Raw genomic sequence first — 15,088 nt, 5'->3', positions numbered from 1 at the left:
CAGCCAACCACAGGAAGCAATTCCATGAACAGACAAACCGGCCGCCGCGTGCTCACGGTAGAACAAATGAGCGTCGGCTTCACCACCTCCGAGCGCAAGGTGGAAGCGGTGCGCAACCTGTCTTTCCATATCGATGCCGGCGAAACCCTGGCCATCGTCGGCGAATCGGGTTCGGGCAAATCGGTGTCGTCGCAATCGATCATGCGCCTGATCGATTACGGCGGCGGCCGCATCAGCGGCGCCATCATGAATTTCCAGCGGCGCGACGGCAGCACGGTCGACCTCGCCAGCGCCGACCAGAGCACCATGCGCCACATCCGCGGTTCGGAAATCGCCATGATTTTCCAGGAACCGATGACTTCGCTCAATCCGGTGTTCACGGTGGGCGAGCAGATTGCCGAATCGATACGCCTGCACCAGGGCAAGAGCATGGCAGCGGCACGCGCCGAAGCTCTGCGCATGCTGGAAACTGTGCGCATCCCGGAAGCGCGCCGCATCCTCGACCGCCACCCGCACCAGCTGTCGGGCGGCATGCGGCAGCGCGTGATGATCGCCATGGCCTTGTCCTGCAAACCGTCGCTGCTGATCGCCGACGAGCCGACCACCGCGCTGGACGTGACGATACAGGCGCAGATCCTGCAGCTGATACGCGCGCTGCAGGATGAAATGCAGATGGCGGTGATTTTCATCACCCACGACATGGGCGTGGTGGCTGAGATCGCCGACCGAGTAGTGGTCATGTGCCGCGGCGAAAAAGTCGAAGAAAACAATGTACATGCGATCTTCGAGGCGCCGCAGCATCCCTACACCCGCGCGCTGCTGGCGGCCGTGCCGCGCCTGGGCGCCATGCACGGCACCGACCTGCCTGAGCGGATTGCCATCGCCGGTGCCGCCATCACGCCTGAAATGGAAGCGGAAGCCAAGCTGGTGCGCAGCATTCCTGGCTCCGATCCGCAGCAACAGCCGCTGCTGAAAGTGCGCAACCTGACTACCCGCTTCGACGTCAAGAGCGGCATCTTCAGCCGCGTCAAGCAGCGCGTGCATGCGGTGGAACAGATCAGTTTCGACCTGTATCCGGGCGAAACGCTGGCGCTGGTGGGCGAATCCGGCTGCGGCAAATCGACTACCGGCCGCTCGCTGCTGCGGCTGGTCGACATCACCAGCGGCAGCGTCGAATTCGGCGGACGCGACCTGGCCAAGCTGCCGCGTTCGGAGCTGCGTTCGCTGCGGCGCGAAATCCAGTTCATTTTCCAGGACCCGTTTGCCTCGCTCGACCCGCGCCTGACAGTCGGCTATTCGATCATGGAGCCGCTGCTGGTGCACGGCCTGGCCGAAGGCGCGCAGGAAAAAGTCGCGGCGCTGCTGGAACGGGTCGGACTGTTGCCAGAGCATGCGCAGCGTTATCCGCACGAATTTTCCGGCGGCCAGCGCCAGCGCATCTGCATCGCCCGCGCACTGGCGCTGAATCCCAAGATCGTGATCGCCGACGAGTCGGTGTCGGCGCTGGACGTCTCGATCCAGGCGCAGATCGTCAACCTGCTGCTCGACCTGCAGCGGGAACTGGGGATTTCCTTCATTTTCATTTCGCACGACATGGCCGTGGTGGAGCGTATCAGCCATCGGGTTGCGGTCATGTACCTGGGGCAGATCGTCGAGATCGGCCCGCGCCGCGCGATCTTTGAAAATCCCCAGCATCCGTATACCAAGAAACTGATGGCGGCGGTGCCGGTGGCCGATCCCAAGCAGCGCCACCGCCTGCGCGAGATGCTGCCGGAAGAAATTCCCAGCCCGATCCGCAATATCGACGACTTGCCGATAGTCGAACCGCTGAAACAGGTGGGGCCGGGCCACTTTGTTGCAACCCACCGGATTTCAGCTGCTTTTTAACGTTGTTTTCTGCCTTATCTGTTTGTTTATCTTCGATGACTTTTTGAACCAGGGGAGTAACACATGCGCACCACTCAACACAAGCTATTAGCCAGCATTGCCGTTGCACTGACCGCCCAGTTTGCCGCCGGCCACGCTTTTGCCGCCAAGGACGTCACACTGGCGGTGGATTCGACCTTCACTACGCTCGATCCGTACGACAGCAACGACACCTTGTCGCAAGCGGCGATCAAGTCGTTCTACCAAGGCTTGTTCGGTTTCGACAAGGACCTGAAGGTAGTCAATGTGCTGGCCGAGGGTTACGAAGTCAGCAAGGATGGCCTGGTCTACACTATCCGCCTGCGCAAGGGCGTCAAGTTCCAGGACGGCACCGACTTCAAGGCGGATGCGGTCAAGATCTGCCTGGAGCGGGTCATCAATCCGGACAACAAGCTCAAGCGTTTCAACCTGTTCAACCGCATTTCCAAGGTCGACATTGTCAACGACTATGAAGTCAAGATCACGCTGAAAGAGCCGTTCTCGCCATTCATCAATACCCTGGCCCACTCTTCCGCCGCCATGATTTCACCGGCCGCGCTGAAACAGTACGGCAACAAGGATATCGGCTTCCACCCTGTCGGCACCGGGCCGTTCAAGTTCGTGGAATGGAAGCAGACCGACTATATGAAGGTCACGAAATTCGACGGCTACTGGAAAAAAGGCTATCCGAAGATCGACAGCATCACCTGGAAGCCGGTAGTCGACAACAATACCCGTAGCGCCGTCATGCAGACAGGCGAGGCCCAATTCGCCTTCCGTATCCCTTTCGAGCAAGCCGAACTGCTGAAAAGCAAGCCAAATCTGGATCTGATCTCCTCGCCGTCGATCGTGCAACGCTACATTTCGATGAATACCCTGCAAAAGCCTTTCGACAATCCGAAAGTGCGGCAGGCGATCAACTATGCGATCAACAAGGAAGCGCTCGTCAAAGTAGCCTTCAGCGGCTACGCAACGCCGCAGGATGGCGTGCTGCCGCAAGGCGTCGACTATGCCTTGAAGACCGGGCCATGGCCATACGATCCCAAGAAAGCCAAGCAGTTGCTGGCTGAAGCTGGTTATCCGAATGGATTCGAAACAGAATTGTGGTCTGCCTACAATCACACCACCGCGCAAAAAATCATCCAGTTCGTGCAGCAGCAGCTGGCGCAGGTCGGCATCAAGGCCAAGGTCATGGCGCTGGAAGCCGGCGTGCGTGTAGAGAAAGTCGAAAGCGCACCGGTAGCGGCCAACGCACCGGTACGTATGTACTACACCGGCTGGTCATCCTCGACTGGCGAAGCCGACTGGGGCCTGCGTCCTTTGCTGGCGTCGGAATCGTTCCCGCCTAAGCTGTTCAATACGGCCTATTACAAGAACGAAAAAGTCGACGCTGATATCGCCAAGGCCTTGACCACCACCGACCGCATGGAAAAAACCACGCTCTACAAGGATGCGCAAACCGAAATCTGGAAAGATGCGCCGTGGGCTTTCCTGGTGACTGAAAAGCTGTTGTACGTACGCAGCAAGAACCTGAAAGGTATTTATGTCATGCCTGACGGTTCCTTCAACTTCGACGAAATCGAATTGAAATAAGCAGAGACACAAGCAGGTATAAGCAAGAGACAAGCAAAATACAAGCAAGACCCGCAGGCCGGCCGCTCCGGTCCGGCCTGCGTTTTATCGCAACAGACTGGATGCCATGTTTCCCTATATATTAAAACGCCTGATGGGCCTGATACCGACCTTGCTGATCGTGGCGGTCATGGTATTTCTGTTTGTCCACCTGCTGCCGGGCGATCCGGCGCGGCTGGTGGCCGGACCTGAAGCCGACTCGCAGACGGTTGAGCTGATTCGCCAGGACCTGGGCCTGGACAAGCCGATGCACGAGCAGTTCGTCAACTATTTCAGCAAAGCGTTGCACGGCGACTTCGGCACTTCGCTGCGCACCAAGCGTCCGGTCAGCATGGAAATCGCCGAACGCTTCTGGCCCACTTTCTGGCTCACCGTCAGCAGCATGGTGTGGGCGGTGCTGTTCGGCCTGGTCATCGGTATCGTCTCGGCGGTATGGCGCAACGAATGGCCGGACCGCCTCGGCATGACGCTGGCGGTATCCGGCATTTCCTTTCCGTCGTTTGCGCTGGGCATGCTGCTGATGGAACTGTTTTCGGTCAAGCTCGGCTGGCTGCCTACCATCGGCGCCGACAGCTGGCGCCACTATATCTTGCCGTCGCTGGCGCTGGGCGCAGCGGTGGCCGCCGTCATGGCGCGTTTTACCCGTTCCTCGTTTGTCGAAATCCTGCAGGAAGATTTTGTGCGCACCGCGCGCGCCAAGGGCCTGTCGGAAACCATCGTGGTGCTCAAGCACTGCCTGCGCAACTCCCTGATCCCGGTGGTCACCATGATGGGCTTGCAGTTCGGGTTCCTGCTGGGCGGTTCCATCGTGGTGGAAAAAGTGTTCAACTGGCCCGGCATGGGACGCTTGCTGATCGACGCCGTCGAAATGCGCGACTATCCCGTCATCCAGGCCGAAATCCTGCTGTTCTCGCTGGAATTCATTTTCATCAACCTGGTGGTGGACGTGCTGTACGCCGTCATCAACCCTAGCATCCGTTACAAGTGAGGCCGCCTGTGTCTACTCCATCCAATCCTGTCGCCGCGATTGCCGCCGCGCCGCTGCCGAGCACCATACGCACGCCCTGGAGCGAATTCTGGCGCAAGTTCAAGAAGCAGCACCTGGCGGTTGCGGCCGGCTGCTTTGTGCTGTTCCTGATCGTGGTGGCGGTTGCCGCGCCCTGGCTGACGCCTTACGACGCTGAAAACTATTTCGATTACGATGCCCTGAACGCCGGGCCGTCGCTGGCGCACTGGTTCGGCGTCGATTCCCTCGGCCGCGACATCTTCAGCCGCATCCTGATGGGTACGCGGATTTCCCTGACCGCCGGCTTTTCGTCGGTTGCAGTAGGCGCCGTGGTCGGCACCCTGGCCGGCCTGATTGCCGGTTATTACGAAGGCTGGCCTGACCGCATCATCATGCGCATCTGCGACGTGCTGTTCGCCTTTCCCGGCATCCTGCTGGCGATCGGCATCGTGGCGATCCTCGGCAACGGCATGTCGAACGTGATTTTCGCGGTAGCGATTTTCAGCATCCCGACGTTTGCGCGGCTGGTGCGCGGCAATACGCTGGCGCTGAAACACCTGACCTTTATCGAAGCGGTGCGCAGCATAGGCGCCAACGACCGCACCATCATCCTGCGCCATATCTTCCCCGGCACGGTGTCGGCGGTAGTGGTGTATTTCACCATGCGTATCGGCACTTCAATCATCACCGCCGCCAGCCTGTCCTTCCTCGGCATGGGCGCGCAGCCACCGATGCCGGAATGGGGCGCGATGCTCAACGAAGCGCGTTCCGACATGATGACCGCGCCTCATATCGCGATTTTTCCTAGCCTGGCCATCTTCTTCACGGTGCTGGCGTTCAATCTCCTGGGCGACGGCTTGCGCGACGCGCTCGACCCTAAAATCGACAGACGATGACCCTTGTCCTCCCTCACATAGGCAGGTTGCCGGCCGGCCCGCTGAACGCCATCAGCGATGTCGCCGGCGTCACGGTCGGCCACGCCACACTGGCGCAAGGCGCCATCCAGACCGGCGTGACGGTGATCCGCCCGCACGGCGGCGATCCGTTCCGCGACAAGGTGCCGGCCGCTGCGGTCGTGTTCAACGGTTTCGGCAAGAGCATAGGGCTGGTGCAGGTGCAGGAATTGGGCGTGCTTGAAACTCCGATTGCCCTGACCAACACCATGTCGGTCGGCAGCGTCGCCACTGCCCAGGTGATTTCCGCGATCCAGGCCAATCCCGAGATCGGACGCAGCGAACCGACGCTCAATCCGCTGGTGTTCGAATGCAATGACGGCTACCTGAACGATATCCAGGCCATGGCGGTCAGCGCCGAGCACTACCGGCAAGCGCTGGCCAGCGCCGCGCCCGAGTTCGGGCAAGGCGCGGTCGGCGCCGGGCGCGGCATGTCGTGTTTCGATCTGAAGGGTGGCATCGGTTCGGCTTCGCGCCAAATAAGCGTCGGTGGCATGCCATATTGCGTCGGTGCGCTGGTGCTGGCCAACTTCGGCAAGCTGGCGGCGCTGACGCTGGCTGGGCAGCATATCGGAAACGGCCTGCGGCGTTTGCGGAAAACCGTGCCGGAAGCGCCCGAGATGGGATCGATCATCATGATCATCGCGACCGACGCGCCGCTCGATGCACGCCAGCTGGGACGGCTGGCGACCCGCTGCGGCATCGGCCTGGGGCGCACCGGCTCGATCTACGGCCACGGCAGCGGCGACCTGGCGCTGGCGTTTTCCACTGCGCAAACCGTGCCGCATCGCTCGGACAGCGCACTACGGCAAAGCGCCTGCCTGCACGACAACCTGCTCGACCCGCTGTTTGAAGCAGTGGTCGACAGCACCGAACAAGCCATCGTCAATGCGCTGTTTGCGGCGGAAAGCGTCAGCGGACGCGATGGCCATCGGCGCCTGTCGCTGCGCGATGCCGCCACCGGCCAGTCTTGATTCACTTACCAGAACAGCATAATGAAAATCCTGATTTCCGTTGATATAGAAGGCGTAGCCGGCGTATTCCATCCGGAGCAGACGCGCGCCGGCAATCCCGAATACGAACGCGCGCGGCGCCTGATGACGGCGGAAGCCAATGCCGTCATCGAAGGCGCGCTGGCCGGCGGCGCCAGCCAGATCCTGGTGAACGACTCGCATGGCGGTTTCCGCAACCTGCTGCCGGACTTGCTGCATCCCGCCGCTTGCGCCATTCTCGGCAAGCCGCGCCTGCTGGGCATGATGAGCGGCGTCGACAGCGGCGTCGCCGGCGTGATGATGGTCGGCTACCATGGCCGCTCGCAAAGCCGCGGCATCCTGGCCCACACCATCAACAGTTTTGCTTTCGCGCGCGTCTGGCTGAACGGCCAGGAACTGGGCGAAGCCGGCATCTACGGCGCGCTCGCCGGCGAATTCGGCGTGCCGGTGATTTTCGGCAGCGGCGACGACGTTTTCGTGGAAGAGAACCGGCCGCTGTTTCCGCAAGCCACGCTGGTCAGCGTCAAGACCGCGGATGGCAGCAACAGCGGCGCCTCGCTATCGCCGCAGCGTTCACTAAGCTTGTTGAGCGAGGGCGCCAAGGCGGCGCTCGCCAATCTTCCAGCCGCTCTTCCCTTTGTACTGCCGCCAGCGATCACCTGCCGCTTGCAAATCCAGAGTCCGGCGCTGGCCGACCTGTTCTGTCAGCTGCCTTTGCTGCAGCGGATCGACGGCGTCAACGTCGAATTCACCGCACCGTCGGTGCAGTACGCCGTAAGGATATTGAACAGCTTGTCGGCGATGTCTTTCATGCTGCGTTAGCCGCCGAGCTTGTTCCTGCAGCCGGCTTCTTCAGGCGCCGGCAATACCAGGCGCCGGCCGCCAGCTGCACCAGCAAGGCGATCGCCCATGAAATCCGGTGCGCGGCCGCCGCATAACTGCCGGTATAGTGCGGCCAGGCATTGAGCAGCAAACCGAAACCATACTGCACCACAAACGCGCCGGCAAAAAGCGCCAGGGTCAGCCCGGTACTGACGCGCCCCGCCAGATGCGCCGGAAATTCGCGCACCAGCGCTGCATACGACAACACGCCGGAAGTGCCCAGCAAACCATACAAACCCCACAGCAGCCAGTCCGGCAAGGGCGCGCCGAGCACGATCAGCAGCTGCGCCAGCATGAACAGGAACATTCCCGCGCCTGCGGTGGTATGCAGGGAAATTCCACGCTGCTGCAAGCGGCGCGCCAGCCAGCCGGAGCCGACCGCACCCAGCACCATCGCCACGCCGGCCAGCGCCACGATATTGGCCGCGGCGGCGGCCGACAGCCGGCTGACATCGCGCAGATACGGTCCGGCCCACAAACCCTGCACGCCGAGGAACACGCCCTGGCTCGCCATCACCAGGGGCGCCGTGCGCCAGAACACCGCGCTGCGGAAAATGCCGTCAATATCGCGCAACTGCGCCGCCAGGCTGCTTTTCGGATGCTGCTCATCTTTTTCCGGCACCAGCGTAAACAAGGCCAGCACGATCATCAGGATCAATACCGCAACCACCACGAACAGCACGCGCCAGGTAGTGATGCCCAGGGCCCAGGCAATCGGCGTGCCGGTGGCGACCGCGCCCAGGCCGCCAATCGCATAGATGGCGCCGTTCATCAAAGGCAGCTGATCGTGCGGAAACCAGGCGACGATCGCTTTCAGGCCCGCCATCAGGCAAGCCGACGTGCCTACCCCCAGCAGCAGGCGGCCGGCCAGCAGGGCGCTGAAGCCATGGGCATTGGCCGACACCACCGCGCCGGCTGCCGCCAGCAGCAACAGGCAAGCCAGGACCCGGCGCGGGCCGAAGCGGTCCAGCAAGATGCCGAGCGGCAGCTGGCAAGCAGCGAAAGCGAAAAAATACAGGCTGGTCAGCAGCCCCAGCTGCGCCGGCGACAATCCCAGCTCGCTGCTGAGCAAGGGCGCCAGCGGCAGGTTGATGCCGCGCGCCAGGTAGGAAATGAAATAGCCGGAAGAAAATATCAGGAAAACGCGGGTAGTTAGCTTCATGGTCGGTCACTAAAAGAACTGGATATGACGATAGTAGACAGCAAATTGCCCGGAGGCCAACGAAGTGTTTTATCCTTATATGTGAATGGAATTAACCGATTGATTAAAAATGAACACTCATGTTTGAGCGACTGCCGCCGACCCAGACCTTGCGTGCGTTTGAAGCCGCCGCGCGGCTGGGCAACTATACCCGCGCCGGAGAAGAGCTGCACCTGACGCACAGCGCCATCAGCCACCAGATCCGCGCGCTGGAACAGCGCAGCGGACGCAAGCTGTTCCAGCGCGAAGGCCGGCAGATGGTGCTGACCGACGGCGGCCGCCTGCTGGCGGGAGAAGTACGGCAGGCGCTGCTGGCGCTGGACCGCGCCCTGCACATAGGCCGGGTTGAAAGCCGGCGCGCGGCGCAAGCCTTGCGCGTCAGCGTGCCGCCATCGTTCGCCAGCGCCTGGCTGGTGCCGCGGCTGGCGGCGTTCCACCAGCAGCATCCGCATATCGACATCAGCTTGCGCAGCAGCCACGAACTGAGCGAACTCGATTTCAGCGATGCCGATGTCGCCATCTGGTACGGCCGTGCCGGGAACAAGCATTTCCGCTACCAACGCCTGCTGAAGGAAGTGATTTTCCCGGTATGCAGCCCGCGCTTCGCTGCCTGCCATCCCGCCATCACGCCGCAGGAACTGGTGCGCCATCCCTTGCTGCGCTTTGCCCACCATGGCGGCTGGGAACCGTGGTTTGCCGCCGCCGGCATCAGACAGGGCGAACCGCAGGCAGGCCCGGTGTACGATGATCCCATGCATCTGCTGGACGCCGCCGCGGCCGACCAAGGCATCGCGCTCGCGCGCAGCTGCCTGGTGCGCAACCACCTGGCCAGCGGCCGCCTGGTGCGCCTGTTCGATATCACCGCCCCGGCGCGCGGCGACTATTTTTCGGTCTCGCCCTTCGATACCGAAAAGGCAGCCACGATCGCCGAATTCCAGGACTGGCTGGGCGCCATCTTGTCAGACTCAACGGAATAAATGCCAATGCCAACCATCACTACGCTCACGCTGTACCCGATCAAATCCTGCGCCGGCATTGCCCTGCAGGCAGCCACCGTGACCGCCGCCGGCCTCAGCCACCTGCACGCGCACGACCGTGAATGGATGGTGATCGACAGCGACGGACAATTCCTGTCGCAGCGCAGCCACCCTGCCATGGCCCTGATCGCGCCAGCCTTGCAGGACGGCGCCATGACCGTGCAAGCGCCCGGCATGCCGCCGCTGCTGGTCCCGACCGCGCCGCTGGATCGCGCGCAGGCGGCATCGCTGGAGGTGACCGTCTGGGACGACCACCTCAGCGCCCATGACTGCGGCGACGACGCTGCCGCCTGGTTCTCGCGTGTCTTGGGCCAACCCTGCAGGCTGGTGCGCTTCGACCCTGCGGCCAGGCGCCTGGCCAGCAAAAAGTGGACGCTCGATGCAGATGCGCCGACCCGCTTTGCCGACGGTTATCCGATGCTGCTGATATCGCAGGGGTCGCTGGACGACCTCAACCGGAAACTGCAGGCGCAGGGGCGGACGCCATTGCCGATGAACCGTTTCCGGCCGAACATCGTGATCGATGGCGTGGATGCTTTTGAAGAGGATTTTCTGGAAACGCTGCGGGCCGGACCGATCTGCCTGCAACCTGTAAAACCATGCACGCGCTGCCCAATGCCGGCCATCGACCAGGCCAGCGGAGAAATCGGCCCCGATCCGATGGATATTCTGCTGACTTACCGCGCCAATCCGCGCGTCGAGGGCGCCGTCACTTTCGGCGTCAACATGATAGTGCGGGAGGGGAATGGCGCAGTCCTGCGCATCGGGCAGGACATCGAGGGTGAACTGGCGTTCTAGAGGATTACTGCGGAGTTACTGCGGCTTGACGGCAGGCGCCGCCAGTTCTACCTGCAAGCGCTCGTACTTGGCTTGCAGCTGTTCCTTCGATTCGTGCCAGGCCGGATCCAGCGGGATGCAGCTAACCGGACAGACCTGCTGGCACTGCGGTTCGTTGAAATGGCCTACGCATTCGGTGCACTTGTGCGGGTCGATTTCGTAAATCAGCGGCCCCATGTAAATCGCACCGTTCGGGCACTCTGGCTCGCATACGTCGCAATTAATACAGTCATCGGTGATCAATAAAGCCATTGCACTACTCTACTCAAGTTGCCGCGGGAGCAGAAGATCCCGCCTTGCCGCCATTTTATGCCTGTTGGAGATTCGCCGCTGCGCATGCCCTCAGGGCTGCTGGGCGTCCAGCTTTTCCTTCAGCCATTTTTCGACCGAAGGGAAGACGAATTTGGAGACATCGCCGCCCAGTGTGGCGATCTCGCGCACGATGGTGCCGGAGATGAACTGGTACTGGTCGGACGGCGTCAGGAACAGGGTTTCCACATCCGGCAGCAGGTAGCGGTTCATGCCCGCCATCTGGAACTCGAATTCGAAATCGGATACCGCGCGCAAGCCGCGCACGATCACGTTGGCGTCATGCTGGCGCACAAAATCCTTGAGCAGGCCGGAGAAACTTTCCACCTGCACATTGGGGTAATGGCCCAGCACCTCGTTGGCGATCGACAGCCGTTCTTCGAGGGAGAAAAACGGTTTCTTGTTTTTGCTGTCGGCAACGCCGACCACCAGCTTGTCAAACAGCCCGGATGCACGACGCACCAGATCTTCATGGCCGCGCGTGAGCGGATCGAACGTACCTGGATAAACTGCTGTGACCATCTTTCTTCCCCCAATCAGATCGCGCATTATGCCTGAATTTGCATCAGGCAGAATGGTCTTGCCTTTTCAGCAAGTGATAAAACACCATACCGGCCTTGTCCGCCCGCAGCAGCTGCCAGCCGTCTAGCCAGGGCGGCAGATCGTCTTCCTGCAGCGCGAACTCAGATTCAAGGTACAGCAAACCCTGGTCCGCCAGCAAATCCTGGCACAGGGGCAGCACCTTTTCCAGCCAGCCCTGCTGGTAGGGCGGGTCGAGGAAAATCAGATCGAAGCGGGCGCTGTCGGCCTCGATGTTAGCCTTACTTAGCCAGGTTACCGCATCGCTGCGCAGGATCCGTACCTGGCTGGCGTCCAGCTTGGCCTTGGCGGCTTCCAGCTGGCGCGCCGCCGGCGTGTTGTGCTCGATCATCGTCACTTCCAGCGCGCCGCGGCTGGCGGCTTCAAACCCCAGCGCGCCGGTGCCGGCAAACAGGTCCAGGCAGCGCACCGTGCTCCAGTTGCCATAAAGCAAGTGTGTCAGCCAGTTGAACAGGGTCTCGCGCACCCGGTCCGGCGTCGGCCGCAAGCCTTCGCTATCCAGCACCGCGAGCGGCGTGCGTTTCCAGGCGCCGCCAATGATGCGGACCTGGCGCGCCAAGGGCGGTTTGATGGCGTGCACCGGCGTCTTCGGCGGCTTTTTGCTGCTTGGTTTTTTCATTAATTTTAATAAAGAAGGGAAATTTTGCTGGAAATCGGTCAATCGCATCCGTGCACCGGGCTATCCCTGATTTGATGGCCTGTGCTCTGATAGAATGCCTAGCAGCCTGTCGGCCTTAAGGGATCGAAGCGAAAAAATAGCTGAGCGAGGCCAGGTTTTGCCGGATTCGCAGTGTCAATAGCCTGGCTATTGACCAAGAAGCCGGTGAAATATGGGCCGCTCAGCTATTTTTGCAGCCGATCACCTTAAGGCCGGCAGGCTGCTAGGATTGTACCTCTTGTGCAGCCGGCCCTGAAAGGCTGCTGCAGCGCCCTATTTCACCGCCTTACAGATCAGGCCTCAGATGTTTAGCTTCTTCAAGAAAAAACCAAAACCCGAAGTAATACCCCAGCCGAAACCTTCTGCGCCAGCCGAATTGGCGCAGATTGAAGCCGTAGAAGCCATTCCAGTTGTTGCGCCAAGCGCGCCGGCGCCGGCTGAGGCGGGCGTGACGTCAGATCCTGTGGTCGCGCCGGAAGTGGAGCCTGCAGCGGAAACCGAAATCGTTGCAGCGCCGGTCGCGGCGGAACAAAAACGCTCCTGGCTGTCGCGCCTGAAAACCGGGCTGTCGAAAACTTCCTCCAACCTGAGCATCCTGTTTGTCGGCGCCAAGATCGACGACGACCTGTACGAAGAACTGGAATCGGCGCTGCTGGTGTCCGACGCCGGCGTCGACGCCACGCATTTCCTGCTCAACGCCCTGAAAAAGAAGGTCAAGGACGACAAGCTGACCGAGGCGGTCCAGGTCAAGGCGGCGCTGCGCAGCCTGCTGATCGATTTGCTCACTCCTTTGCAGAAACCGCTGGTGCTGGACCAGCACCAGCCGCTGGTGATCATGATCGCCGGCGTCAACGGCGCCGGCAAGACCACCACCATCGGCAAGCTGGCCAAACATCTGCAAGCGCATAAACAATCGGTGCTGCTGGCCGCCGGCGACACCTTCCGCGCCGCGGCGCGCGAGCAGCTGACGATCTGGGGCGAGCGCAACAACGTCACCGTGATCTCGCAGGAATCCGGCGATCCGGCCGCTGTCGCGTTCGACGCCGTGCATTCGGCGCAGGCGCGCGGCACCAACGTGGTAATGGTCGACACCGCCGGCCGCCTGCCGACCCAGCTGCACTTGATGGACGAGCTGAAGAAGATCAAACGCGTGATCGGCAAAGGCATGGCCACCGCGCCGCACGAGATATTGCTGGTCATCGACGGCAACACCGGCCAGAACGCGCTGGCGCAAGTCAAGGCGTTCGACGATGCGCTGGGCCTGACCGGCCTGGTGATCACCAAGCTGGACGGCACCGCCAAGGGCGGCGTGCTGGCGGCCATCGCCACCACCCGCGCGATCCCGGTGTATTTCATCGGCGTCGGCGAACAGATCGAAGACTTGCAGCCGTTTGACGCGGCTGAATTTGTGGATGCATTGCTGAATTAATTCCAAGCCAATTATCGATGACAGGTCCTAGCCATTCCATGATTGAATTCAACCAGGTCTCCAAAAAATACACGCGCGACGTAGTTGCGTTGCGCGATATCACACTGACGGTCAACAAGGGCGACCTGATTTTCCTGGCCGGTCCTTCCGGCGCCGGCAAAACCACGCTGCTCAACCTGATCGCCGCGATAGAACGTCCCAGCAGCGGCACGCTGACCGTCAGCGGCGCCAACGTCGGCAAATTGAAATCGTCCGGCCTGCCTTACCTGCGGCGCAACCTGGGCCTGATCCTGCAACAGCAGAAGCTGCTGCAAGACCGCAGCGTGCTGGCCAATGTCATGCTGCCGCTGCTGGTGACCGGCGCCACCCGCGCCGAAGCGGAAAAACGGGCGCAGGCCGCGCTCGACAAGGTCGGTCTGCTGGACAAGGCCGCTACCGATCCGCAAGCCCTGTCCGGAGGCGAACAGCAGCGCGTGTCGATCGCGCGCGCCATCGTCAACCGGCCGCAAATCATCCTGGCCGACGAACCGACCGCCAACCTCGACCGCGACAACGCCAACAAGGTGCTCGATGCGCTCCGGTCGTTCCACGCAGCCGGCGTGACTTGCCTGATTTCCACCCACGATGAGCAGTTCCTTGACAGCGCCAACCGCGTGGTGTTCCTGGACCAAGGCCAGATCGTCGACCACTGGCGCAAGTCCGCAGCCGGGGGGGCAGCATGAACAGCTGGCTGCGACAACACCTGTTCGCCATCAACGACGCCTTCACCCATCTGTTCAAGGCGCCCGGCGGTTTTGCGCTGAATGTGCTGGTGGTGGCGATTGCGCTGGCGCTGCCGTTCGGCGGCCTGACCTTGATCGAGAACGTGCGTCCTGTTTCCGAGCAGCTGGCGGTAGAACCCGAAATCAGCATCTTCATGGCGCTGGACGCGGCGCGCGAAAAAACCACCGCGCTGGCCAAGCCAATCGACGCCATCCTACAGCAGCACCACAGCACGGCCACGGTCATGTTCATCCCGCGCGAAGACGCCCTGATCAGCCTGAAAAACAAGACCGGCATGGACGATGCGCTGACCACGCTGGGCCAGAATCCTTTGCCGGATGCTTACGTACTGAAACTGACCGGTTTCCACGATGCGCCTGACGCAGCCCGCATCGACACCATCGCGGCCGACCTCAAGGCCCTGCCCGGAGTCGATACCGTGCAGGTCGATTCGGAATGGGTCAAGCGCCTGGCGGCCTTGCTCGGCATCCTGCGCCTGGTGCTGATGTTCCTGGCGGTCACGCTGGCGGTCGTGGTGGTGGCGGTGGTGTTCAATACCGTGCGCCTGCAGGTGCTGACCCAGCGCGAAGAGATTGCCGTCGCCAAGCTGGTCGGCGCCACCGATGCCTTCATCCACCGGCCGTTCTATTACACCGGCGCATTGCTCGGCCTGTGCGCCGGCGGCCTGGCGCTGGGCGCGGTAGCACTTGGCCTGCAGCCGCTGAACCAGGCGATTGCCGAATTCGCCCGCCTGTATGCCTCCGAATTCCGCCTGCTGCCGCTGAACTGGATCGCCAGCCTGGTCCTGCTGGCGATCAGCGCCGGCCTCGGCCTAGTTGGGGCCCTGCTGTCGGTGCGGCGCCACCTGGCCCGCCTGGCCTGAAC

The 15,088-nt window shown here is 61.8% G+C and carries 15 protein-coding genes; 11 read left to right on the top strand and 4 right to left on the bottom strand.

Annotation, left to right across the window (positions count from 1 at the left end; translation table 11 throughout):
• Positions 1 to 24 precede the first annotated feature (24 nt).
• From CFU_RS03050 to CFU_RS03025, 6 genes are all read left to right on the top strand, one after another.
• Positions 25 to 1,887 (top strand): dipeptide ABC transporter ATP-binding protein, encoded by a 1,863-nt coding sequence (locus CFU_RS03050; RefSeq protein WP_041741153.1) that lies wholly within the window; start codon positions 25 to 27, stop codon positions 1,885 to 1,887.
• A gap of 63 nt (positions 1,888 to 1,950) precedes the next feature.
• A complete protein-coding gene (gsiB, locus tag CFU_RS03045) occupies positions 1,951 to 3,498 on the top strand; it encodes a glutathione ABC transporter substrate-binding protein GsiB (RefSeq protein WP_014004586.1) in 1,548 nt (515 codons plus the stop codon).
• A gap of 106 nt (positions 3,499 to 3,604) precedes the next feature.
• On the top strand, positions 3,605 to 4,525 hold the full coding sequence (gsiC, locus tag CFU_RS03040; protein ID WP_014004585.1) for a glutathione ABC transporter permease GsiC: 921 nt from the start codon (positions 3,605 to 3,607) through the stop codon (positions 4,523 to 4,525).
• Between the two features lie 8 nt (positions 4,526 to 4,533).
• Positions 4,534 to 5,439, top strand: a complete 906-nt coding sequence (gsiD, locus tag CFU_RS03035) for a glutathione ABC transporter permease GsiD (RefSeq protein WP_041741152.1) — start codon at positions 4,534 to 4,536, stop codon at positions 5,437 to 5,439.
• Entirely contained in the window at positions 5,436 to 6,470 is a 1,035-nt protein-coding gene (locus tag CFU_RS03030) for a P1 family peptidase (RefSeq protein ID WP_014004583.1), read from the top strand. Before gsiD ends, CFU_RS03030 begins: the two co-directional genes overlap by 4 nt.
• A gap of 21 nt (positions 6,471 to 6,491) precedes the next feature.
• A complete protein-coding gene (locus CFU_RS03025; RefSeq protein WP_014004582.1) occupies positions 6,492 to 7,310 on the top strand; it encodes a M55 family metallopeptidase in 819 nt (272 codons plus the stop codon).
• Here CFU_RS03025 and CFU_RS03020 read toward each other — a convergent pair.
• Entirely contained in the window at positions 7,297 to 8,532 is a 1,236-nt protein-coding gene (locus tag CFU_RS03020; RefSeq protein WP_014004581.1) for an MFS transporter, read from the bottom strand. The two genes, CFU_RS03025 and CFU_RS03020, sit on opposite strands and share 14 nt — an antisense overlap.
• Before the next feature lie 119 nt (positions 8,533 to 8,651).
• On the opposite strand from CFU_RS03020, the gene gcvA reads away from it, so the two are divergent.
• Together gcvA and CFU_RS03010 are read left to right on the top strand one after the other, a co-directional pair.
• Positions 8,652 to 9,548 (top strand): transcriptional regulator GcvA, encoded by an 897-nt coding sequence (gene gcvA, locus CFU_RS03015; protein WP_014004579.1) that lies wholly within the window; start codon positions 8,652 to 8,654, stop codon positions 9,546 to 9,548.
• Between the two features lie 6 nt (positions 9,549 to 9,554).
• Positions 9,555 to 10,406, top strand: coding sequence for an MOSC domain-containing protein (locus tag CFU_RS03010; protein WP_041741151.1), 852 nt, complete (start codon positions 9,555 to 9,557; stop codon positions 10,404 to 10,406).
• Positions 10,407 to 10,421: 15 nt separating this feature from the next.
• On the opposite strand, the gene CFU_RS03005 is transcribed toward CFU_RS03010, so the two are convergent.
• The 3 genes from CFU_RS03005 to rsmD form a co-directional block, all read right to left on the bottom strand.
• The gene (locus CFU_RS03005) at positions 10,422 to 10,697 is read right to left on the bottom strand and encodes a YfhL family 4Fe-4S dicluster ferredoxin (protein WP_014004577.1); all 276 of its coding nucleotides are present in this window, start codon (positions 10,695 to 10,697) and stop codon (positions 10,422 to 10,424) included.
• 90 nt (positions 10,698 to 10,787) lie between these two features.
• Positions 10,788 to 11,276, bottom strand: a complete 489-nt coding sequence (coaD, locus tag CFU_RS03000) for a pantetheine-phosphate adenylyltransferase (RefSeq protein ID WP_038485166.1) — start codon at positions 11,274 to 11,276, stop codon at positions 10,788 to 10,790.
• Between the two features lie 43 nt (positions 11,277 to 11,319).
• Positions 11,320 to 11,973: a 16S rRNA (guanine(966)-N(2))-methyltransferase RsmD gene (rsmD, locus tag CFU_RS02995; RefSeq protein WP_041741150.1), complete on the bottom strand. Its 654-nt coding sequence runs from the start codon at positions 11,971 to 11,973 to the stop codon at positions 11,320 to 11,322.
• Positions 11,974 to 12,316: 343 nt separating this feature from the next.
• Between rsmD and ftsY the strand changes: the two genes are divergently transcribed.
• The 3 genes from ftsY to ftsX are packed head-to-tail and all read left to right on the top strand — an operon-like array spanning position 12,317 to position 15,086.
• Complete coding sequence (gene ftsY / locus CFU_RS02990; RefSeq protein ID WP_014004573.1) at positions 12,317 to 13,441, top strand: signal recognition particle-docking protein FtsY; 1,125 nt, start codon at positions 12,317 to 12,319, stop codon at positions 13,439 to 13,441.
• A gap of 38 nt (positions 13,442 to 13,479) precedes the next feature.
• On the top strand, positions 13,480 to 14,163 hold the full coding sequence (locus CFU_RS02985) for a cell division ATP-binding protein FtsE (protein ID WP_041741149.1): 684 nt from the start codon (positions 13,480 to 13,482) through the stop codon (positions 14,161 to 14,163).
• Positions 14,160 to 15,086, top strand: a complete 927-nt coding sequence (gene ftsX, locus CFU_RS02980; RefSeq protein ID WP_014004571.1) for a permease-like cell division protein FtsX — start codon at positions 14,160 to 14,162, stop codon at positions 15,084 to 15,086. Before CFU_RS02985 ends, ftsX begins: the two co-directional genes overlap by 4 nt.
• Positions 15,087 to 15,088: the final 2 nt, after the last annotated feature.

This window comes from Collimonas fungivorans Ter331 (assembly GCF_000221045.1).
In the GTDB taxonomy this organism is placed as follows: Bacteria; Pseudomonadota; Gammaproteobacteria; order Burkholderiales; family Burkholderiaceae_D; genus Collimonas; species Collimonas fungivorans_A.
Note: the sequence above shows the minus strand (reverse complement) of the source record. Positions and strands in the feature narration are given on the sequence as shown.

Coding starts and splice junctions, on each gene's coding strand:
- CFU_RS03050 (WP_041741153.1), top strand. CDS start 25: ATGAACAGACAAACCGGCCGCCGCGTGCTCACGGTAGAACAAATGAGC.
- gsiB (WP_014004586.1), top strand. CDS start 1,951: ATGCGCACCACTCAACACAAGCTATTAGCCAGCATTGCCGTTGCACTG.
- gsiC (WP_014004585.1), top strand. CDS start 3,605: ATGTTTCCCTATATATTAAAACGCCTGATGGGCCTGATACCGACCTTG.
- CFU_RS03030 (WP_014004583.1), top strand. CDS start 5,436: ATGACCCTTGTCCTCCCTCACATAGGCAGGTTGCCGGCCGGCCCGCTG.
- CFU_RS03025 (WP_014004582.1), top strand. CDS start 6,492: ATGAAAATCCTGATTTCCGTTGATATAGAAGGCGTAGCCGGCGTATTC.
- CFU_RS03020 (WP_014004581.1), bottom strand. CDS start 8,532: ATGAAGCTAACTACCCGCGTTTTCCTGATATTTTCTTCCGGCTATTTC.
- gcvA (WP_014004579.1), top strand. CDS start 8,652: ATGTTTGAGCGACTGCCGCCGACCCAGACCTTGCGTGCGTTTGAAGCC.
- CFU_RS03010 (WP_041741151.1), top strand. CDS start 9,555: ATGCCAACCATCACTACGCTCACGCTGTACCCGATCAAATCCTGCGCC.
- CFU_RS03005 (WP_014004577.1), bottom strand. CDS start 10,697: ATGGCTTTATTGATCACCGATGACTGTATTAATTGCGACGTATGCGAG.
- coaD (WP_038485166.1), bottom strand. CDS start 11,276: ATGGTCACAGCAGTTTATCCAGGTACGTTCGATCCGCTCACGCGCGGC.
- rsmD (WP_041741150.1), bottom strand. CDS start 11,973: ATGAAAAAACCAAGCAGCAAAAAGCCGCCGAAGACGCCGGTGCACGCC.
- ftsY (WP_014004573.1), top strand. CDS start 12,317: ATGTTTAGCTTCTTCAAGAAAAAACCAAAACCCGAAGTAATACCCCAG.
- CFU_RS02985 (WP_041741149.1), top strand. CDS start 13,480: ATGATTGAATTCAACCAGGTCTCCAAAAAATACACGCGCGACGTAGTT.
- ftsX (WP_014004571.1), top strand. CDS start 14,160: ATGAACAGCTGGCTGCGACAACACCTGTTCGCCATCAACGACGCCTTC.